17 protein-coding genes are annotated in these 19,842 nt (G+C 69.0%); 10 read left to right on the top strand and 7 right to left on the bottom strand.

Annotation, left to right across the window (positions count from 1 at the left end):
• Positions 1–76 precede the first annotated feature (76 nt).
• A complete protein-coding gene (locus DPM12_RS14925; RefSeq protein WP_112259131.1) occupies positions 77–778 on the top strand; it encodes a DUF3159 domain-containing protein in 702 nt (233 codons plus the stop codon).
• 31 nt (positions 779–809) lie between these two features.
• Here DPM12_RS14925 and DPM12_RS14920 read toward each other — a convergent pair whose 3' ends face one another.
• Together DPM12_RS14920 and DPM12_RS14915 are read right to left on the bottom strand one after the other, a co-directional pair.
• Complete coding sequence (locus DPM12_RS14920) at positions 810–1,655, bottom strand: inositol monophosphatase family protein (RefSeq protein WP_112259130.1); 846 nt, start codon at positions 1,653–1,655, stop codon at positions 810–812.
• On the bottom strand, positions 1,652–2,776 hold the full coding sequence (locus DPM12_RS14915) for a ferrochelatase (protein WP_425467601.1): 1,125 nt from the start codon (positions 2,774–2,776) through the stop codon (positions 1,652–1,654). The genes DPM12_RS14920 and DPM12_RS14915 overlap by 4 nt, the downstream gene beginning before the upstream one ends.
• Before the next feature lie 180 nt (positions 2,777–2,956).
• Here DPM12_RS14915 and DPM12_RS14910 point away from each other — a divergent pair, with 180 nt between their 5' ends.
• The 4 genes from DPM12_RS14910 (at position 2,957) to DPM12_RS14895 (ending at position 6,730) form a co-directional block, all read left to right on the top strand.
• Positions 2,957–3,892, top strand: a complete 936-nt coding sequence (locus DPM12_RS14910) for a hypothetical protein (protein ID WP_112259128.1) — start codon at positions 2,957–2,959, stop codon at positions 3,890–3,892.
• A gap of 140 nt (positions 3,893–4,032) precedes the next feature.
• Positions 4,033–5,184, top strand: coding sequence for a septation protein SepH (gene sepH / locus DPM12_RS14905; RefSeq protein WP_112259127.1), 1,152 nt, complete (start codon positions 4,033–4,035; stop codon positions 5,182–5,184).
• 485 nt (positions 5,185–5,669) lie between these two features.
• Entirely contained in the window at positions 5,670–6,251 is a 582-nt protein-coding gene (locus DPM12_RS14900; RefSeq protein ID WP_112259126.1) for an RNA polymerase sigma factor, read from the top strand.
• Positions 6,251–6,730 (top strand): carboxypeptidase regulatory-like domain-containing protein, encoded by a 480-nt coding sequence (locus DPM12_RS14895; protein ID WP_112259125.1) that lies wholly within the window; start codon positions 6,251–6,253, stop codon positions 6,728–6,730. Before DPM12_RS14900 ends, DPM12_RS14895 begins: the two co-directional genes overlap by 1 nt.
• A 16-nt stretch (positions 6,731–6,746) precedes the next feature.
• Here the strand turns inward: DPM12_RS14895 and DPM12_RS14890 are convergent, their stop codons facing one another.
• Genes DPM12_RS14890 through DPM12_RS14880 form a run of 3 tightly spaced genes read right to left on the bottom strand, consistent with a single transcriptional unit; the run spans position 6,747 to position 11,172 of the window.
• Positions 6,747–7,853: an alkaline phosphatase family protein gene (locus DPM12_RS14890; protein WP_112259124.1), complete on the bottom strand. Its 1,107-nt coding sequence runs from the start codon at positions 7,851–7,853 to the stop codon at positions 6,747–6,749.
• 4 nt (positions 7,854–7,857) lie between these two features.
• Entirely contained in the window at positions 7,858–8,445 is a 588-nt protein-coding gene (locus DPM12_RS14885) for a DUF5998 family protein (protein WP_112259123.1), read from the bottom strand.
• 54 nt (positions 8,446–8,499) lie between these two features.
• Positions 8,500–11,172, bottom strand: a complete 2,673-nt coding sequence (locus DPM12_RS14880; RefSeq protein ID WP_112259122.1) for a bifunctional acetate--CoA ligase family protein/GNAT family N-acetyltransferase — start codon at positions 11,170–11,172, stop codon at positions 8,500–8,502.
• A 309-nt stretch (positions 11,173–11,481) separates the two neighbouring features.
• On the opposite strand from DPM12_RS14880, the gene DPM12_RS14875 reads away from it, so the two are divergent.
• Entirely contained in the window at positions 11,482–12,438 is a 957-nt protein-coding gene (locus DPM12_RS14875) for a hypothetical protein (RefSeq protein WP_112259121.1), read from the top strand.
• An 81-nt stretch (positions 12,439–12,519) separates the two neighbouring features.
• Here DPM12_RS14875 and DPM12_RS14870 read toward each other — a convergent pair whose 3' ends face one another.
• A complete protein-coding gene (locus tag DPM12_RS14870) occupies positions 12,520–13,782 on the bottom strand; it encodes a LolA family protein (RefSeq protein ID WP_123788493.1) in 1,263 nt (420 codons plus the stop codon).
• 111 nt (positions 13,783–13,893) lie between these two features.
• On the opposite strand from DPM12_RS14870, the gene DPM12_RS14865 reads away from it, so the two are divergent.
• The 4 genes from DPM12_RS14865 to DPM12_RS14850 all read left to right on the top strand — a co-directional run bounded on the left by DPM12_RS14865 (position 13,894) and on the right by DPM12_RS14850 (position 19,055).
• Positions 13,894–14,574, top strand: coding sequence for a response regulator transcription factor (locus DPM12_RS14865; RefSeq protein ID WP_112259119.1), 681 nt, complete (start codon positions 13,894–13,896; stop codon positions 14,572–14,574).
• Entirely contained in the window at positions 14,571–15,974 is a 1,404-nt protein-coding gene (locus tag DPM12_RS14860; protein WP_112259118.1) for a sensor histidine kinase, read from the top strand. Before DPM12_RS14865 ends, DPM12_RS14860 begins: the two co-directional genes overlap by 4 nt.
• A 113-nt stretch (positions 15,975–16,087) precedes the next feature.
• Positions 16,088–18,556: a DNA gyrase/topoisomerase IV subunit A gene (locus DPM12_RS14855; protein ID WP_112259117.1), complete on the top strand. Its 2,469-nt coding sequence runs from the start codon at positions 16,088–16,090 to the stop codon at positions 18,554–18,556.
• The gene (locus DPM12_RS14850) at positions 18,549–19,055 is read left to right on the top strand and encodes a beta-class carbonic anhydrase (RefSeq protein WP_112259116.1); all 507 of its coding nucleotides are present in this window, start codon (positions 18,549–18,551) and stop codon (positions 19,053–19,055) included. The genes DPM12_RS14855 and DPM12_RS14850 overlap by 8 nt, the downstream gene beginning before the upstream one ends.
• A gap of 104 nt (positions 19,056–19,159) precedes the next feature.
• Here the strand turns inward: DPM12_RS14850 and DPM12_RS14845 are convergent, their stop codons facing one another.
• Complete coding sequence (locus DPM12_RS14845) at positions 19,160–19,837, bottom strand: alpha/beta fold hydrolase (RefSeq protein ID WP_112259115.1); 678 nt, start codon at positions 19,835–19,837, stop codon at positions 19,160–19,162.
• Positions 19,838–19,842: the final 5 nt, after the last annotated feature.

Raw genomic sequence — 19,842 nt, 5'->3', positions numbered from 1 at the left:
CTCGCTCGTCGGCGGATTCAGACACACACTGACTCACGCCAGCGGGTGCTACCCCACTAGACTCGTCGTACCTACTATGCGAGTCCCCGATTCCGGCGCCACCACCCCGCCAGACCGTGAGCCCGAGTCCCTGGCCACGCTGCTTGGCGGGCGTCGTGGTGCCATCGATGCGAGCCTGCCTCCCGTGGCGTTCGCCGCGGGATGGGCGCTGGCCGGACGGTCGATTCCCCTCGGTGTCGTCGCCGCGCTGGTGGCGGCAGCCGCGATCGCCGCATGGCGGCTGTGGCGTGGCGCCCGCCCGCGCGCCGCTCTCGTCGGCGTGCTCGGCGTCGGGGTCGCTGCCTTGATCGTGCTCCACACCGGACGCGCCGCCGACTTCTTCCTCGTCCAGTTGCTCAGCAACGCCACGAGCGCACTGGCCTGGACGGTCAGCATCATCGTGCGCTGGCCGCTGCTGGGCGTCGTCGTCGGGACCGTGCTCGGGCAGAAGGCCCGATGGCGGCGCGATCCCGCCCTGTTGCGCGCCTACAGCCTGGGCAGCATCATCTGGGTCTTCCAGTACCTCGTCCGGCTGGCCGTCTTCACCCCGCTGTGGGCGGCCGGTAGCGTCGTCGCGCTCGGCACCATGCGCGCCCTGCTCAGCTGGCCACTCGTCGCGGCGTGCCTGGCGGTGTCGTGGTGGGTGATCCGCCGCTCGCTGCCCGCCGGGCACCCTGGCCTGCGCCACCCCTCCCCCGGCACCCCACCTTCCGCTCCTCCCGCTGATCATGAACACTAGCCGGCCACGTGTGGCCGGCTAGTGTTCATGATCAGCGGGAGGAGCGGAAGGAGCGGGAGGTGGTGAGGTGTTCGATCACGCTCGTGAGTTCGTGCACGATTCCGGGAGCCGCGGCCACCACCATGCTCTGGCTCGCCGCGGCGCCGTGCAGCCCGGTGACCACGCCGCCCGCCTCCTCGGCGATCAACGCGCCGGCGGCGCTATCCCACAGCTTCAGCCCGCTCTCGTAAAACGCATCCAGCCGCCCGCATGCCACCGCGCACAGGTCGAGCGACGCCACGCCGGCGCGGCGGATATCGCGCACCTGCGGCAACAGGCCCGCCACGATCTCTGCCTGCTGAGCTCGCTGCTGCGAATCGTACGAGAACCCGGTGCCGACGAGTGCCAGTGAAAGGTCCGTGCACTGCGACGTGCGGATCGGCTCGTCGTCGAGCATAGCCCCCGAGCCCCGGATGGCCGCCCATGTCTCTCCGGTCGCCGGATTGTGCACCACGCCACCTTCGACCGTGCCCTCGACCTGGATACCTATGGACACGGCGTAGTGCGGGAAACCGTAGAGATAGTTCACGGTGCCGTCGATCGGATCGACCACCCACACGACCCCGGACTCACCGTCGCTGTGCCCGCCTTCCTCGCCGTGAATCGCGTCGCCCGGCCGGGCCTGCAAGACACGTTCACGGATCAACCGTTCGGCCGCGGTGTCGGACTCGGTAACGATGTCCGTGGGTGTCGATTTGGTCGACGCGACGGCCATCTGTTCCACCGCACCCCGGCGCTCGCGGGCCAATGCCCCGGCCTCGTGAGCCACACTCACGGCGAGCTCGACGAGACCAGCGAGGCTCCACGTGTCCGCATCTCGGGTCACGTTTCCGGTCATGGCAGGTCAGCTCCAGGGTTCGTTGGGTCGTCCCGGCCGCACAGGGCTGGAAGCGGGCCACGCGGATTGGGGCAGCAGTGTGCGGGACACGTGTCCCAGCTCGGTCCCGGCGCGCCGATGCTTGCCCGGGTCACCGACTCGCCACGTTCGGCGGCGGCACGCTCGAACAGCAGGCCCACGATCGCCGAGACGAAGTCCGGATGGGTCCCCACGGTTGCCGCGCGAGCCGCGGGCAGCCCCAGCCGCTTCGTGGTGGCCAGCGCCTCGGTGTCGAGGTCGTAGGCGACCTCCATGTGGTCCGACAGGAAGCCGATGGGGGCCAGCACCACGGCGGGCGCCCCCTCCGCGGCGAGCGTCTCGAGATGATCGTTGACATCCGGCTCGAGCCAGGGCACCTCCGGGGGTCCGCTGCGCGAGCAGAAGACGAGGTCGTGGTCGTACGAGACACCCGTGCGCTCGGCCACCTGCTGCACCACCGAGCTGGCGACGGCCTCGTGCTGGGCGACGTAGGCATCGCCGTGCGGACCGGACTCGCGCGCCATGGTGACCGGGATCGAATGCGTGACGAACACCAGCCGGGCGCCGTCCGCGGCCGCCCGGGGAAGTTCTCCGAGCGCTCCCACCACGCTGTCGGTGTTCGCCGAGATGAAACCGGGATGGTCGAAGCAATGGCGCAGGCGATCGATGCGCGGGGCACTCGCACCCACGTCGGTGACCGCGCGCGCGAGATCTTCGCGGTACTGCCGGCAGCCCGAGTACGACGAGTAGGCGCTCGTGACGAATGCGGCCGCACGGCGGATCCCGTCCGCGGCCATGCGGTTCACTTCATCGGTCAGGTAGGGATGCCAGTTGCGATTACCCCAGTAGACGGGGACGGACACACCGACCCTCGCGAGCTCGTCTCGCACCCGGGCAATCAGCTCCCGGTTCTGATCGTTGATCGGGCTCTTGCCCCCGAAGGCACGGTAATGCTCACCGACCTCTTCGAGCCGCTCACGTGGCACGCCCTTGCCTCGGGTGACGTTCTCCAGAAACGGGATGACGTCTTCCTGGCCTTCCGGGCCTCCGAAAGACACCACCAGCAAGGCGTCGTATGGCTCCACCTGGGAACCGGTGGTCAACGAACTACTCACGTCCTTCATCCTCCCAAGCACCGGCTCGCCACCGGCACGGAGGGTGGTGCTGTCCGGGATTCCGCACCTTCGCGACGTGCCCGGCGACGTCTCGGACTCCGGCTGGATCCGGCGTTGCTACGCTCGCTACCCGCCGACCATCATCCGATCAGCAGAGGGAACGCACACGTGTACCGCGAGATCATCTGGATCCCCGTCGCTGCGCTCCTCGTGACGGCGGCCGCATGCAGCAGTTCCGGCGACGGCCAGGCCGACGAGCGCGCGGCATCCGGGGACTGCCCGGACACGTGGGGTGTCACCGTGAACGATCCTGGCGACGAGCCCCACGAGGTGATCGAATTCACACCTTCCGCGGGCGACAGCGTCGAGTTCGACATCCGCATGTCCATCGACGAGGAGCTGGTTGTCGACGGCGCGGACGAGAACATCGTCTCCCCGCCCGAACGGTATTTCGGGTTGGTCGTCACCGTCGACGAGGTCGGCGACGACGAGATCGCCATGTCATTTCGCTACGACGACGCCAGCCACGCCGGCGGCACGCACGTGGCGATGGACGAGGCGATCAGCAATACGGCCGGGCTCGAAGGCACCGTGACAACCTCGCGGCACGGAACTGTCGTCGATGCCGAGATAGCCGGGCGGGATCAGATCGAAGCGGATGCCGGCCACGAGGTGCAGGTCGTGCTCGGCGAGCTCGAATGGCAGCTGCGCGAGATGGCCGTGCCGTTCCCGGAGGAACCCATCGGGGTCGGCGCCGAGTGGAGCACCACCGGCCCCATCGAGCAAGCCGGGACCGAGTACTGCGACGACACCTCCTACACGCTGACCTCCTTCGACGGGCAGTCCTACGAGGTCGATGTCGCGTGGCAGAACCACATCCAGGAGAGCGACGAACCCGGGAGCGAAAACGTCGACGAAACCACCGTGTCCAGTGCGACCGCGAGCGGAACCGTCACCTTTCCGCTTCCGCGCTCGTCCGACATCGAGATCACCACCGAGTCCGTTCGCCGAGTCGAGGAGGATGGCACGACCGAGAGGCGCGAGTACACCGGCCGCCGGGAATGGGAAGTGAAACCACGTGGCGAGATCGACCCCATGCCCTGACCCGGATTCCGTGGCATACTCAAGATCACTCGTGCTTTATTGGCGTGTCCGGTAACTACGCCTTTCCTGCGGCGTGGCGGCTTGGTAGGGAGGGGTTCAGGCGCGACCATGGGTGAGAGTCACTTGTGGGGAGGTGAGCGATGCGTGAGCTTCGCCTGACCGCGGTCAGTGCGGACGGGGCGCATCTGATCCTCACCGACGGTGATCAACAGTTCGCGCTGCGGGCCGATGAGCGCTTGCAGGCCGCGATCCAGGGCGACCGAGCGAGGTTGGGACAGTTGGAGATTCAGCTCGAGAACCAACTGCGTCCGCGGGACATCCAGGCCCGGGTCCGGGCCGGCGAGTCGGTGGAGTCCGTTGCCGCGGACGCGACCATCCCGGTGGAGAAGATCCGCCGGTTCGCGGAACCCGTGCTCGCCGAGCGTCAGCATGTCGCCGATCGTGCCCGGGAAGCCACCGTACGCCGGCTCGCCGGCGAAGGTCCCGTCCGCACGCTCGAAACCGCCGCGGCCGACTACGCCGTCTCGATCGGTGTCCAGCCGGACACGGTGGCCTGGGACGCCTGGCGCGCCGACGACGGCCGCTGGCGAGTCCAGTGTTCCTGGCCCTCCGGCCACGGCGCCGGCACCAACGATGCCGCGTTCTCGGCGGTGTTCACGTTCGATCCGAGCGGCCGCTCCGCGACACCCGTCGACCCGACCGCGCGTATCGTCGCCGGCGAGCCACGCTCCGAGGTCGAGCCCGAGCCCGAGCCCGCACCGCAAGAGCCCGAGGCCGGCCCGGCGCGGCTGTCGGTGGTGCCGCCGCCAGAAGAGCCGGAACCCGAGGCACCAGCAGCGCGAGACCGGCACGATACCGAGCAGGAGCCGCACGCACCGGTCACGGCGCTGGTCCCTCCCGAGCATCCGGCCCAGCCTGCTGACGATGACGATGCGGCGCAGGTCGAGCCCATGGAACCGGCGGCCCGGCGATCCCGGCGCTCCAACCGGTACTCCCGGCCCGAGCGCCGCCGCCGCGATCCGGAATTGTGGTCCCACGAGCCGGCCGAGCAAGAGACCACGTCGTCGGCGGACGAGTCCGCCGACGACACCGCGACCGACCGGCTGCGGCTCAGCGACATCGCCAACCATGTCGAGACCGAGGACGCGTCCGAGAAGTCCACGAAGGACGACGATCTGGCTCCCACGGCCCAGGACGCGCCCCCGGCGTCCAAGCCTCGCTCGTCACGTTCGCGCCGCCCCAGCGTGCCCAGCTGGGACGAGATCATGTTCGGCCGCAAGCGCAACGAGTAAGCCCCGGGTGAGCAGGTCGCCACGAACGTGGGTGAGCCGCTCAGAAAAAAGTTCGCCTGCGGATGTATCAGGGCTGCGGCTACGTGCTCTGTATGGGTGAAGCGCCGTTGGCCACCTTGCGGCGCTTCGCGGTCCGATTCCCCGGACACGCCCTGATTTAGCAGGGCTGGACACCATCGGACCATCGGCAGCCGGGATCGAGCTGGTCATGAAGGCTGCCGCACCGTCGGGATCCTGACGATCGAACGGCGCGTTTGGTGGGGACGGCCAACCGCCGTCCGGAGGGGGCGAAGCGCGGGGGGCTTTGCTCGCAGGATCGAGATTCACGGGGGTGACGGGCGCGTGGGTGTCGCGCGATCTGATGTGCCTGGGGCACGCGCCCGTCACCGGCGGTGTGTCATAAGCGAGCGCGTCCACGCGATAATGTCGATCCGCACGTTCCCGGATGAACCCGGGACAGCAGACCGACACACCCGGGGGCACGAATGGCCGACCGCTCGATCAGCGAGCTCGTGCGTGCGGCATGTGCCGGAGACGAACAGGCGTGGCACGAGATCGTCGATCGTCATGCCCGCCTGGTCTGGTCGATCGCACGCAGCCATCGGCTGGATGATGCCGACGCCGGCGACGTCTTCCAGTCAACCTGGCTCCGGCTCGTCGAGAATCTGCACCGCCTCGAGCAACCCGACCAGCTCGCGTCCTGGCTGGTCACCACGGCACGCCGGGAGTGTCTGCGGCTCATCAAGCGGCGCGATCGCGAAATACCGGGAGCGGACGCCACCCAGGGCGAGGACCGTATCGATCCGACGGCGACGCCACCCGATGCGGCCGTCGTGCGGCAGGAAGAGCACGCGCAGGTCGCCGCCGCTTACCATCGCCTTCCACCGCGCTGCCAGTCCCTGCTGCGGCTGTGCCTCGCCGATCCGCCCCTGCCCTACGCGCAGATCGCGGAGATCCTCGAAATACCTCTCGGCAGCATCGGGCCACAACGTCAACGTTGCCTTGCGCGCCTGCGCCAGCTGCTTTCTTCGGATGACCACACGGACATACGGGCGGGAGACGTGTGATGGCTGACGAGACCGGTGCCGACGACGCCCTGCTCGCCGAGCTGCGGACGGTGATCGACATGGATGATCCGCCGCCACCCGCGCTCGTCGAGGCGATCAAGAACAGTCTCGACTGGCTCGACGCGGACCATCAGATCGCCGAGCTGGTCTCCGATTCCCATCTGGCCGGCGCCGCCGCGTTGCGAGCGGCGCACGAACCCCGCGTCCTCACCTTCACCGCTGACGAGTCCACCCTCGTCGTCGAGGTGGTGGAACCGCCGGCAGCCGCACCTCCGGACGGCAGACGCGTGATCGGCCAGATCGTTCCGCCCGCGCCCGCGGGCGTCGACGTACGCACGGCAGATGGCGTCACCACCCACGTGCGAGCCGACGAGCACGGCCGGTTCCGGGCCACCGGCGTGTCGCCCGGCCCGGTCACCATCTCCGTGCGGTACGACGACGCGTCCCGCCCGCCCTTCGTCACCACGTGGATCAGCTAGCGACGGCCGGCACGGCCTACGACGGAAGCAGCAGGGGCACGAGCATCTCATCCTCGCTGCCACCACCGTGCAGCCCCACCAGCTTCTTCTCCATGGGGAACGCGCTGCCATGCTCCACCGCGCCGGGCCCGTGAAAGCTGACCAGGACGTCGCCGATCCGGTCGAGCACCCGGTTCTCCACGGCCCCGAACCATCCCGCCTCGATGGCATCCGACCGGCGCAGCACGGCCGCGCGATGCTCGCCGAGCATCTCCTGCCATGCCGCCGCGACATCGTCCGCGGCGCCGTCGATGGTGTAGACGTGCCGGAACCGGGCCTCGCCCGCGATCAGGGACACCCCGTCTCGCAGCCGTGGATGCTCGTCCACATCGATCCGGTCCTGGGAAGGCACATCCACCATGCCGTGATCTCCGGTCACCACGAGCTCGGTGCCCTCCGGCAGCGCCTCGTAGAGTTCCTCGGCGAACCGGTCCACCATGACCAGCTGATGCCGCCACGCGGCCGACCCGCAGCCATGCACGTGGCCGGTCATGTCGAGGTCGGGGTCGTAGACATACACCAGCGCGGACTCGCCCTCGCCGGCCCGCCCGGCAGCGGCCGCCACGCGTTCACCGAAGGTGTCGACCGCGTGGAACGGACCCCGCAACGCGGCGTTTGTCAATCCGGTGTCGCGGAAGCGCCGCATGCCGAGCACGCAGGCAGCGATCCCGTCACGGTGCGCTCGTTCGAAGAGTGTGGGGTGCGGCTGGTAGGTCACTGGATCGATCGCGGGTTCCCACTTCAACGCGTTGAAGATCTCGTTTCCGCCCGGAACTCGCGTGGTGTAGCCGAGCACGCCGTGCCGGCCCGGCGCCAGCCCGGTGCCCAGGCTCGTGATGCTCGTGGCGGTGGTGCTCGGTGTCGCGCAGGTGATCGCGCGTCCCGGTAACGACGACAGAAACGGCGCATACGCCCGGTGCGCGCGCAACAGGTTCCAGCCGAGACCGTCGATCAGCAGGATGCAGTAGCGCCGGGCGTCCGGCAGCCCGAGCGGATTCTGCTCGCCGGGGACGCCGAGTGCCCCCAGAATCGACGGGACGATATCGGGCAGGGAGTTGTGGCCGTACTCGGGGACGAGTGTCAATCCGTCACCGTTCCCTGGCCCGGACGGTAGCCGCCGACAGGGAACGGGCGAACTCCAGCATGTGATCCACCCGGTTGGTGCCGTCGCCGGCCTCGCTCACCCGCAGCGTGAAGTCATCCGACGTCACGGTTCCGGTGTAGCCGTGGTCGGCCTCGCACTCCGGGTCGCCGCACGTGGCCGGTTCCACGTCCACTCGGCTCATGGCACCCCAGCCGATGGTGAGCACGACCTCCAGCGGGCGATCGCCCATCTGGTGCGCCGCAGGGGTGGGCACCGTACGGCTCACCACGACCGACGACACACCCGTCAGCGGTACCGACTCCGTTGACGTCGTGGCATACGGGACCTCGTGAGTATCGTCAGCCGGGTAGTCGTCGGAGTGGCCGACGATCAGCCTCGTCGGCGTCACCACCAGCACACTGATGTGGCGGCGCAGCTCGTCGCGATCGAAGTGCGGCTCGTGGTGGACGAAGAACGACTCCACCGGTTCCCCGGCTAGCGCGGTCTCCAGAGTGTCCGCTACGAGATCCGGATAGTATCCGGCCTGCTGGATCGCGAGCCGGAGCCCTTCACGCGTTCCTGTCTCCACCATGGTTCCATCCTTACATGCCGGACGAGCTTCCTGCGTGCAGGCAGGGTCGCGGCATCACAACCTGCGGGCGTACCAGTCCGACCGGAGGGCAGGCCGTGCCAGGCGCGCTGTGGCGTTGACCACGGACAAGCCCTGTTCGCCCACGAGTACCGGGTCGAGCTCGAGCAGTTCGAGCTCCGGGAGATCATCCGACATCCGCGAGACTCGATGCAACAGGTCCTCGACAGCAGTCACGTCGACCATCATGCCGCCGCGATAGCCGAACAGCAACGGAGCGGCCTTCACCGCGCGCACCATTTCCGCGGCGTCCACGTCAGTGAGCGGCGGGATCCGGTACGCGCGATCGTCCAGCAGCTCGGTGGCCAGCCCCGAAACACCGAAGGAGAGCACCGGACCGAACATGGCGTCCTCCCGTGCCCACACGCCCACCGGAACTCCTCCCGGGGCCATCGGCTGCACGACGAACGCCGCTTCGGCCGGGTTGGCCAGGGTTTGCGACATCGTCTCCCACGCGTCCCGCAGTTCCCCTTCGGTGTCGATGTTGCGCCAGACATCTGCCAGGTCGGGCCGGTGCCGCAGGTGCATCGCGGTGGCTTTCAACACGACTTCGGTGCCGAACCGCTCCATCGCCGCGATCGCCTCGTCCAGCGTGCGCGCGGGCGCCATGGGCAGCAGGTCGATGCCGTACTCCGCGACCAGCTCCGTCACCTGGGCATGGGTGAGCTCGACCGACGCGCCGCCGCCGAGGAACCGCTCGGCGCGTTCCCGGGCCGCGTTCGAGCGCACGTTCGCCAGTTCGGGCACCTGGCCGTGGCGCCGGCGCTGCCACCTGGCATGCCACGTGGCGTGCGTGAGGGCCCGGACGGCCTCTTCCACCGACGGGTACGAGGGGACCGAGCCTCGCTGCGGCACTCCCTGCTCGTCGAGGCTGCGCATCGCTTCGGGGACGCCGCGGCTGCCCAGAAACGTGGTCACGATCGGTTTGGCGCCGCTGGCCGACACGCCGGCCAGGACCCGGGCGACGTCCTCCGTGCTCGACGATTCGACTGCCGGGGCGAACAGCACCAGCAGCGAGTCCACCCCGGGATCGTCTCGCAGGTCGGCCAGCGCCTCCGCGTAGGCCTCGGCGGAGGCGGCACTTCCCAGATCCACCGGTTCCCTTCCGAGGTCGAGCCCGGCAGCCACCACCGCGTCGTTGGCCAGCAGGCACAACGCGCTGGAATTGCCGACGACGCCGACCCGGCCGCCAGCCGGCGGCGGCTGATACGCCAGCACCTGACCGGCGTCGAGCATCTCCGACACCGTTTCCACCTGGATCACGCCGGACTGCTGGAACATCGCATCCAGGGCCGCCTGCGGCACGCCGATGGGCCGCACCGCGTGCCCCAACGGCACGCTCTGCGTCGTGCGGCCACTCTTGACCACCACCACCGGTTTCACCTCGGCCACCCGGCGGGATATCCGGGAGAACTTGCGCGGATTGCCCAGCGACTCCAGGTACAGCAGCACCACCTCCGTCGCCGGGTCGTCGCGCCAGTACTGCAGCAGGTCGTTGCCGGAGACGTCGGCCCGGTTTCCGGCGGAGACGAACGTCGACAGTCCCAGCCCGCGGGCGGCCGCGTCGCCGAGTATCGCCGTGCCCAGCGCCCCGGACTGCGCGAACAGCCCCACCCGGCCGGGCGGCGGCAGCACACCGGCGAGCGAGGCGTTCAGCCGATAGGCGGGGTCGGTATTGACGATGCCCAGGCAATTCGGGCCGACCACACGCATACCGTTGGCGCGCGCGGCTCGTACCAGTTCTGCCTGCCGCTCCCGGCCTTCCTCATCGCCCCGCTCGGCGAATCCCTCGGCCACCACGACCAGGGCGTGCACCCCCTTGGCCGCGCAGTCCGAGACCACCTCGTTCACCGCTCGCGCCGGTACGGCGAGCACCGCGAGATCGACGTCGCCGGGGATGTCGCGTACCGACGGGTAGGCCGGGACCCCGCACACGCTGCTCGCCTCGGGATGCACGGCATAGATCGCTCCGCTGAATCCGTCGCCCGTACCACCGGCCTGGATGTTCCGGATGAGCTCCTGGCCCGCCTTGCCTGCCGTCCGGCTGGCCCCGACGACGGCGACCGAGCCCGGCGTGAGCAGCCGCTCGATGGATCGTGCCTCGGCCCGGTGCTCGCGGGCCGTCATGACCCGCAGCGAGTGATCCGTCGGCAGGATCTCGAATTCGACGTGCACCACGCCATCCTCGAATCGATCGTCCACCGAGTACCCGGCCTCCGCGAAGACGCCAATCATCTTGCGGTTGTCAGGCAGCACGTCGGCGACGAACCGGTACACGCCGCGCTCCCGGGCAGCCTGAGCGAGGTGTTCGAGCAGGATGGTCGCCACACCGCGTCCCTGGTGACCGTCCTCGACGAGGAACGACACTTCGGCCTCGCCCGTCGTGATCCGGTCATAGCGTGCCACGGCGATCATCGCGTCGCCGACCGTCATGATCAACGCTACCCGCTGGTCGTGGTCGACCCTGGTGAAACGGTCGACGTCACGCTCGCTGAGGCGCGGGTACGGCGCGAAGAAGCGGAAGTACTTGGATTCGTCGCTGACCCGGGAGTAGAAGTCGACCAGGAGTTCGGCATCGCCGGGCTGGATCGGGCGCACATGGGCCGTGGCGCCGTCCGAGAGCACCACGTCGGCTTCCCAATGGGCCGGATACGTCGGATCGGACTGCACGCTTCGAGGCTAGCGCGCCAGCCCTGGCCGAGTTGGCCCAACACGTCGAACCAGACACGGCGCGGAAATCTTGACAAGTCAGCCACATTCCCGCAAGAGTCCAACTGCACGATTTGCCCGTAAAGGGTACGAGGGGTCGCGCGATCGTTGCGCGGAGGCTCGCCGACCGTGAGCATCCGGGCGGGGGACGCGGCCACTCAGCCGCTCACGACGTGCCGCGCGCGGGAGCGCCGTCCGCGATCCGGACGGAGCCGTTCGTTGCGCTTCGAGAGCGGGCGTGTTAATGCCAAGCAAACTCAAGGGGAATTCATGCGTGTGAAACGCCTCGTGACCGCATCCGCAATCGGCGGGCTGTTCGCCCTCGGCATCGCCGCACCTTCACAAGCCAGCCTGACAACTTTCTGTGACGGCGTCGCAGAAGACGTCTCCGTACCCGGCGATCTCGTCGTCGCGTCCGGGGACAACTGCGAACTCACCAACGTCACCATCGACGGCGACGTCACCGTACGCGCCGATGCCACCATCCTCCTCGAGGATTCCTCCGTTGCCGGCGCGCTGCGCGTGCGCGACAACGGCTTTGCCAACGTAGTCGAAACGGATATCCAGGGCGCCACCCGCCTCAACGAGGCTTTCGGTGTCTACTCGGAGAACAGCGCGCACGAGCGCAACGTCGTGGGAAATGATTCCGAGTTCTACTACACGCTCGGCTCGTCGCACAGCCGCAACGTCAACGTCACCAACGTCGAGACCTTCCTCGAAACCAGCTGGGTCGAGCGCGGTGTCGAGGCGGACGGCGGCCTGCTCGTCGATGTCTACGACTCGGTGATCGAAGGCGCGGTGTCCATTGCCGGCACGGAGATGGGCAGCGTCTTCTGCCTCTCCGAGGTCGACGGCGACGCCACGTTCACGGGCAACGACGAGCTGCTGCAGATCGGCGGCGATTCGCCGGTTAGCGATTGCGGGTTCAACGTGTTCGGCGGCTCGCTCACCATGACGGGCAACACCGCCGACGCGAGTATCACCGGCAACGTGATCCGTGGTGATCTCGTATGCAGCGACAACTCGCCCGCGCCGATCATCGAGGACAACCGGGTCCGGGGCGAGCGGAACTGCGAAACGGGCAATCCGGTCGTTCTGAGCTCGCCCATGCGCTCCGGCGACGTCGAAGCCTTCGAGACGCGCAAGGACGAGGTGCTCGACGAGATCGACGATCGTATCGCCGACGGCGAGAAGTCGGCGGCCGCCGCCGGCCACGCCTTCGACTGACCGTCGAGATTCGTCACGAACGAGTGGTGCGAGCAGGGGCCCTCATCGCGGCCCCTACTCGCACTCCTTTCTCGCCCTCGATCATCGAGCGGCGGCAGCCTTTTCGAGGGTCTCCAGGCTGACCGCTCCCGCCAGGAGCCGGCCGTCGTCGACGTACAGCACCGACCACAGCCGGGTCTCGAAGGCGAGGCCTTCCCCGTAAGGGCCGGAGACCTCCTCCATCTCGTCCATGGCATCCGCCAGATCGCCAACCTCGTGGGGCGTCCCGGCCACGCTGTCCTCGAACGCGGCCAGCAGCTCGTCGAAATCTACACCCGAGACGACCAGGACCGAGCTCCACCCGGACCCGGCGACGTCGGCGTCCAGGTCTGCTCCCAGCTTCTCGTCGAACCCGTCTCCGAGATGCCAGTGCCCGAGGCCCGGGCTCGTGGCTTCCCACGCCAGCCAACTGCCAGCCCCCATCTCCTCGACCTCGGCATCGGGCGGGGGGCTGAACTCGAATGCGGAACGGTCGGGTTCGTCGAACGAGATCGACGTGTATCCCACTTCGGCAGCCGGGTCGCCGCCAGCGGTGTCGTGGAGCTGGACACGCAACGGCACACCGTGGGCAGCATCGATCGCCACCCGCACCGAGTCCACCAGCGACGTGTCGTCCCGTGGGCGGAACACCAGCTCGTATGCAGCGCGCCCGGCGACCGTGACCGTCCCGTCGGCTTCGACCTCCGTGGACGGTTCGAGTAGCTGGAGCACGTATTCGGCCAGCATGTCAGCCGATGCCTCGGGCATCGGCGACGTCGACTCGGCGCCCTTCCCCTCGGGCGCGTCCCCGGCCGCACCCTCGCCCGAATCCTGCCCGGACGATTCCGGCGCTGTTTGCGAGCCGGCCCCGGAACCGGCCGCTGCCGCGGTGTCCGACATGGCGTAGTGCAGGACCCGGTTCTCCTCGCTGTTCCAGTACCAGATGTCCTCGCCATCCCGGACGAGATCCGTCTCGGACAGCTCGCCATACACCGCCACCCGATATGTATCCGGCGCCGCGTACCACACCCGCGCCGTCGTCGCACCGGTCAGCAACGACAGCGGCGATCCCGACTGGGCGGTCAGGTCGGGAGCCTCGGGCAGGCCGAGGTCGGCGGAATGGACGATCGTTCCGGCCAGGGGCACGTCATCTGCCCGCGTCAACGCCGCGATCAGCTCGCTGGCGTCGCGTTCGGGCAGCTCGGCATCGGCGTCCGCCATCAGCGCCACGCCGACGGCCGTCACGGTTGCCAGCACCGCCACGGAGGCCGGAACCGCCCACATCATCGTCCTCGAACTGAAGACACCCGCTCTCGTGCGTCTCATGCGTTCTCTCCTTTGCACGCCGACCCCGCTACCCCCGACTGTGCGCTCCGGGCACTGTGAAAAGTCTGAGAGGTCCACCACGCTCGCCCGCTGACACGAGAGACTGGGCGCGTGCGGATCCTGGTAGTCGAGGACGAACGCGGGCTGGCGCGAGCCTTGCGCCGCGGCCTGTCCGCCGAGGGCTTCTCCGTCGAGCTGGCCTACGACGGCCTCGAGGGCCTGCACATGGCCCGCGAGAAGACCTACGATGCCGTCGTCCTCGACATCATGCTGCCATCGCTGTCGGGGTATCGCATCTGCCGGGCACTGCGGGAGGAGGGCAATTGGGTGCCGATCCTCATGCTCACGGCCAAGGACGGCGAGTACGACGAGGCCGACGGGCTCGACGTCGGCGCCGACGACTACCTCACCAAGCCCTTCTCGTACGTCGTGCTCGTCGCCCGCTTGCGCGCCCTGATCCGGCGTGGTGCGCCCGAGCGCCCCTCCGTCCTCAGCACCGGCGATCTGTCCCTCGATCCGGCGACCCGTACGGTACGCCGGGGCGAGCACCCAATCGATCTCACGCCTCGCGAGTTCGGCCTGCTGCAGTACCTGATGCACCGGCGCGACGAGGTGGTGTCGAAGATGGAGCTGCTCGAACACGTGTGGGACCCGCACTACGACGGCGATCCCAACATCGTCGAGGTCTACGTCGGTTACCTGCGCCGCAAGATCGATATCCCGTTCGACCGGCACAGCCTGCGCACGATCCGCGGTGCGGGTTACCGGCTAGTGGATGATCAAGAATCATGAATGCGCCGGGACGGTGGGCGCGCCGGCTGTGGACGCACCGCCGCAGACGTACCCTCTCGTTGCGGGCCCGGCTGACGCTCGTGGCCACGGTCGTCGCCACGCTCGGGCTCGGCGTCGGTGGCCTCGTCACCCAGACACTGCTCGAGCGGACACTGCTCAACGCGCTCGACGAATCGGCGCGCAGCCACGCCACCGACATCGCCGCCCTCGTCGAAGCGGACCGGCTCACCAACCCGCTGCCGAGTTCCGGCGCGGCGATCGCCCAGGTCGTCGACGCCGAGAACCGGGTACTCGCCTCCACACCCGGCGGTGACCAGCTGGCACCGATCGTCACCGGGGCCAACATGGCGGCCGCGCGCGCCGGCGAGGCGATCGAGATGCCCGGCACCCGGCTGGGCCAGACGCACACGTTCCGGGTCGTCGCCGCGCGGGCCGATTCGCCGGACGGGCCGCACACCGTCATCGTCGCCGTCTCCCTGGCCGAACAGCGGCGCACGGCCGACCTGCTCAAGCTCGCCGCCGTCAGCGTCACGGCCGGATGCGCCGTCGCCGTAGGAGGGTTGACGTGGTTCATCACCGGCCGGACACTGCGCCCCGTCGAGGAACTGCGGCACGGTGCCGCGGAGATCACCGGCACTGGTGAGGGCCGGCTCCTGCCCGTTCCGGCTGCCCGTGACGAGCTGCACCGGCTCGCTGTCACCCTGAACGACATGCTCCGCCGGCTCGGAGCGGCTTCCGCTCGCCAGCGCGCCTTCGTCGCCGACGCCGCTCACGAGCTGCGCAGCCCGCTCGCGACACTGCGCACCGAGCTGGAGGTCGCCCTCGCCCACCCGGACCGGATCGACCCGCACGAGACCGCCAGCGAAGCGCTTGAGGAGGTCGAACGCATGGCGCGGCTGGTCGACGATCTGCTGATGCTCGCCCGCCTCGACGAGCGCACGGTCGAGGCCACCGGTACAGGTGACCTGCGCGAGATCGCCGACAGCGCGGCGCGGTCAATCCCCGAGCCCCGCGTCCCGGTCACCGTCGAGACCGGTGACCCCGTGACGGTCCGCGGCGATCCGGAGGCACTCCACCGGATGATCCGCAATCTCGTCGACAACGGCGTCCGCCACGCGTCCACCCGGGTACGCGTCGCGGTCTGGCCGGGCGACGACCAGGACGGGCTGGCCGAGCTGCGCGTCTCCAACGACGGGCCGCCCGTTCCCGCGGGCGATCGGGAACGGATCTTCGAGCGGTTCACCCGGCTCGACGACGCCCGCAGCCGGGACGCCGGAGGCGCGGGACTGGGACTGGCTATCGTCCGGGAGATCGCGCGGGCGCACGGCGGGGACGTCAGCGTGGAGAACGCCGATCGGGACGTATGCTTCGCCGTCCGGCTGCCGCGCGCCCGGATATAACCTCACGGCTGGCTCCCGCCGGCATCGATACCGTCCCGTCCTCGCGATGGCGATGATGCTCGGACGCGGGTCGCTGTCCGCTCCCGTCGGGGCGAGGCGTAAGAATAGGCGGCATGGCACGCCGAACCACTACTCCCCCGCCCGAGGATTTCGAAGAGACGATCACCGACGTCGACGTCTCCGAGGAGATGCGCGGAAGCTTCCTCGAGTACGCCTACTCGGTCATATACTCCCGCGCCATTCCCGATGCCCGTGACGGCCTCAAGCCGGTGCAGCGGCGCATCATGTTCCAGATGCACGAGATGGGCCTGCGGCCCGACCGCGCCCACGTCAAGTGCGGGCGCGTGGTCGGCGACGTCATGGGGAAGCTACACCCGCACGGCGACACCGCCATCTACGACACGCTGGTTCGCATGGCCCAGCCGTGGGCGATGCGTGTCCCGCTCGTGGACGGGCACGGCAACTTCGGGTCCCTGGACGCCGGCCCCGCGGCATATCGATACACCGAATGCCGGATGGCGGAGCCGGCGACACTGCTCACGAGCACGCTCGACGAGAACGTCGTCGACATGGTGCCGAACTACGACGGCCAGTTCGAGCAGCCCGAAGTGCTACCGGCGGCATTCCCGAACTTGCTGGTCAACGGGGCAAGCGGGATCGCGGTTGGTATGGCTACCAACATGGCGCCGCACAACCTCGGTGAAGTGATCGAGGCCACCCGGCACCTGATCGCCCATCCCGACGCCACCCTGGACGACCTCATGCGCTTCGTGCCGGGGCCGGACCTGCCCACGGGCGGTCGCATCGTGGGCCTGGACGGCATCCGCGACGCCTACGAGACCGGCCGCGGTGCCTTCAAGACACGGGCGACGGCGCGCATCGAGAACATCACCGCACGCCGCAAGGGAATCGTCATCACCGAGCTTCCGTACATGGTGGGACCCGAGCGGATCCGCGAGCGCATCGTCGACCTGGTGAAGAACAAGAAGCTGTCCGGCGTGGCCGACGTCGTCGACTACACCGACCGCAACACCAGCCTGCGGCTGGTCGTCGAGCTCAAGAGCGGCTTCGTGCCCGAGGCGGTACTGGAGGAGCTCTACCGGCTCACGCCGCTGGAGGACTCGTTCTCCATGAACAACGTCGCGCTGGTCAACGGCCAGCCGCGGACCATGGGCCTCAGAGAGCTGCTCCAAGTCTTCATCGACCATCGTCTCGACGTCGTGCGGCGACGCAGCGAGTTCCGGCGAAAGAAGGCCGCCGACCGGCTGCATCTCGTCGACGGCCTGCTCGTCGCGCTGCTCGACATCGACGAAGTCATCGCCGTCATCCGCTCGTCGGACGACTCCACCGCCGCGCGTGACCGGCTGATGCAGATCTTCGATCTCTCCGAGATCCAGGCCCGGTACATCCTGGACACCCCGCTTCGCCGGCTTACCAAGTACGATCGCCTGGAACTCGACAAGGAAGCCGAGGACCTGCGCCGCACCATCGCCGAGCTCACCGAGATGCTCGACGACCCGCAGCGGATGCGCGAGGTCGTGTCGAACGAGCTCGCCGAGGTCGCCGCGGCACACGCCACGCCCCGCCGCACGGTCCTGCTGGAAGACTCCGGCACGCCCGCCACCCGCCAGCCCGCCTCGGCGCTGGAAGTCGCGGACGACCCGTGCCAGGTGCTGCTCTCCTCCACCGGCCTGCTGGCCCGCACCGCCGGGGACGATCCGCTGGTGCCGGGCGACAAACGAGCCAAGCACGACCTCATCGTTTCCAGCGTTCCCGGGACCGCTCGTGGCGAGGTCGCCGCCGTGACGAACGCGGGACGGGTCATCCGGATCTCCGCGCTCGAACTGCCGGCGCTGCCACCCACCGCGTCACCCACGCTGGCCGGAGGCGCGCCGGTGAAGGAGTTCATCGAGCTGGACGAAGGCGAACGCATCTTGTGCCTGGCCACGCTCGACCCCGACTCCCCCGGCCTGGCCCTGGGTACCGAACGTGGTGTGGTCAAGCGGGTGGCACCGGAACACCCGTCCAACAAGGACTCCTGGGACGTCATCCGCCTGGATGACGGCGACCGCGTCGTCGGCGCCGTGCAGTTGCGCACCGGCGAGGAAGATCTCGTGTTCATCTCGTCCGAGGCGCAGCTGCTGCATTTCTCCGCCAGCCTGGTGCGCGCGCAGGGGCGCTCCGGTGCGGGTGTGGCCGGCATCAAGCTCAACCAGGAGGCGCGGGTCGTGTACTTCGGAGCCGTGGATCCGCAGGTCGAGGCCAGCGTGGTGACGGTGGCTGGTTCGTCGTCGGCGTTGCCCGGCACGCAGACCGGAACGGTCAAGGTCACTCCCTATTCGGAGTACCCGGCGAAGGGCCGCGCCACCGGCGGCGTACGCTGCCATCGGTTCCTCAAAGGTGAGGACTCTCTGATCGTCGCGTGGGCCGGTCCGGCCCCGCCACGAGCCGCCGCCCCGAGTGGCGTTCCCGTCGACCTGCCGGACGAGCCAGGCCGCCGGGACGGTTCGGGGACACCGGCGGCGCAACCGATCGCCTGCATCAGTGGTCCCGTCACGCCGTCTGGAGGGTCCGGTGAATAACGAGCACACATCGTTCGACGACGTCCTTGCCGCCAACGACGCCTACGCGCAAACATTCGATCTGCACGGCCTCCAGGCGCGTGCCGCGCGCGGCCTGGCGGTCGTGACGTGCATGGATTCGCGCATCGATCCGCTGGCCATGCTGGGACTGAATCCTGGCGACGCCAAGATCATCCGCAATGCGGGCGCGCGTGTCACCGAGGACGTGCTGCGCACCCTGGTGCTCGGAGCCCATCTCCTCGGCGTGGAGCGGATCATGGTGGTGGCACACACCAACTGCAAGATGGCCAGCGCGACCCGTGATCAGGTGATCGAGACCATCGAAACCGCGTCCGGCGTCGATGTCCGCAGCCTCGATTTCGGCCTGGTTGCCGACCAACGTCAGACACTGGAGAACGACACGCAGAAGATCCGGTCATGGCCGTTCCTGCCGCCCGGAATCGCCGTTGGCGGGTTCATCTACGATGTCGCCACGGGTCGGCTGGAACCTGCGGCCTGACCACGATCGAGGGGGCGAGCACGGGCTCGTCTCGCGCGCCCTGCGCTCGCCCCTCGGTCACCTGGGCGAGCGCAGGGGCCTCCGCCACCTGGCGAGGTCAAGGATCACCGCGACGCGGCCACACGCTCCAGCGCTGCTGCGACGTCGCCGGGCCGGCGCACGATGTCCAGATGAAGGCCCGGCAGCTTCGTCACGGTCCAGCCGCGTTCGGCCGCCATCGCCGCGTCCTCGTCGTACGCGGGACTGAGCTGCACGTAATGGACGTCGCTACCCCACTCGTCGGGCACGGGCACGTCCTCGTCATAGAAGTTCGCCGGCAGCCGCACCTGTTCGGCCTCGATCGCCTGGCGGGTGTCCTGGTCCGGTACGAGCTCTTCCATCACGCCCCGGCCCCACCACCGCGACCATGGCGGCAGCTGGCCGTCCCCGGCTGCCAGCGAACGGATGAGCTCGCGCATCTGCTCCGACGGCCGCGTCACGCCGGACTCGGCGGGGATCGCCGCATCGGCGAACACCACCCGACGCGCGCCCGCCCGGTGAGCGACGAGTGGCAGCACGGTGCCCGCGCCCGAGTGACCGACGACGACGTCGGGAGGCTCCGGCACGTCGCGCACGGCCGCATCCGCGGCCCGATCCCACCATCCCTGCGGCGGAATCAGGCACCCGCGCAGGTCCGGGACCACCACCGTGTGACCCGCCCGGCCGAGCTCGCGGCGAACGAGTTCCCACGTGGCCGGGCCGAGCAGCGGCGCGTGCACGAGCAGGAAGATCTTCGACACCATCGGGG

Origin of the sequence: Phytoactinopolyspora halophila (assembly GCF_003287285.1) — a bacterium.
Classification (GTDB): domain Bacteria; phylum Actinomycetota; class Actinomycetes; order Jiangellales; family Jiangellaceae; genus Phytoactinopolyspora_A; species Phytoactinopolyspora_A halophila.
This window is presented reverse-complemented; position numbering and strand designations above follow the sequence as displayed.

Excerpts from the sequence above, each read along its gene's own strand:
- DPM12_RS14895 (WP_112259125.1), top strand. The coding sequence starts at position 6,251 with ATGGCTGACGAGACCGGTGCCGACGACGCCCTGCTCGCCGAGCTGCGG.
- sepH (WP_112259127.1), top strand. The coding sequence starts at position 4,033 with ATGCGTGAGCTTCGCCTGACCGCGGTCAGTGCGGACGGGGCGCATCTG.
- DPM12_RS14900 (WP_112259126.1), top strand. The coding sequence starts at position 5,670 with ATGGCCGACCGCTCGATCAGCGAGCTCGTGCGTGCGGCATGTGCCGGA.
- DPM12_RS14920 (WP_112259130.1), bottom strand. The coding sequence starts at position 1,655 with ATGACCGGAAACGTGACCCGAGATGCGGACACGTGGAGCCTCGCTGGT.
- DPM12_RS14925 (WP_112259131.1), top strand. The coding sequence starts at position 77 with ATGCGAGTCCCCGATTCCGGCGCCACCACCCCGCCAGACCGTGAGCCC.
- DPM12_RS14885 (WP_112259123.1), bottom strand. The coding sequence starts at position 8,445 with ATGGTGGAGACAGGAACGCGTGAAGGGCTCCGGCTCGCGATCCAGCAG.
- DPM12_RS14860 (WP_112259118.1), top strand. The coding sequence starts at position 14,571 with ATGAATGCGCCGGGACGGTGGGCGCGCCGGCTGTGGACGCACCGCCGC.
- DPM12_RS14870 (WP_123788493.1), bottom strand. The coding sequence starts at position 13,782 with ATGAGACGCACGAGAGCGGGTGTCTTCAGTTCGAGGACGATGATGTGG.
- DPM12_RS14845 (WP_112259115.1), bottom strand. The coding sequence starts at position 19,837 with ATGGTGTCGAAGATCTTCCTGCTCGTGCACGCGCCGCTGCTCGGCCCG.
- DPM12_RS14855 (WP_112259117.1), top strand. The coding sequence starts at position 16,088 with ATGGCACGCCGAACCACTACTCCCCCGCCCGAGGATTTCGAAGAGACG.
- DPM12_RS14875 (WP_112259121.1), top strand. The coding sequence starts at position 11,482 with ATGCGTGTGAAACGCCTCGTGACCGCATCCGCAATCGGCGGGCTGTTC.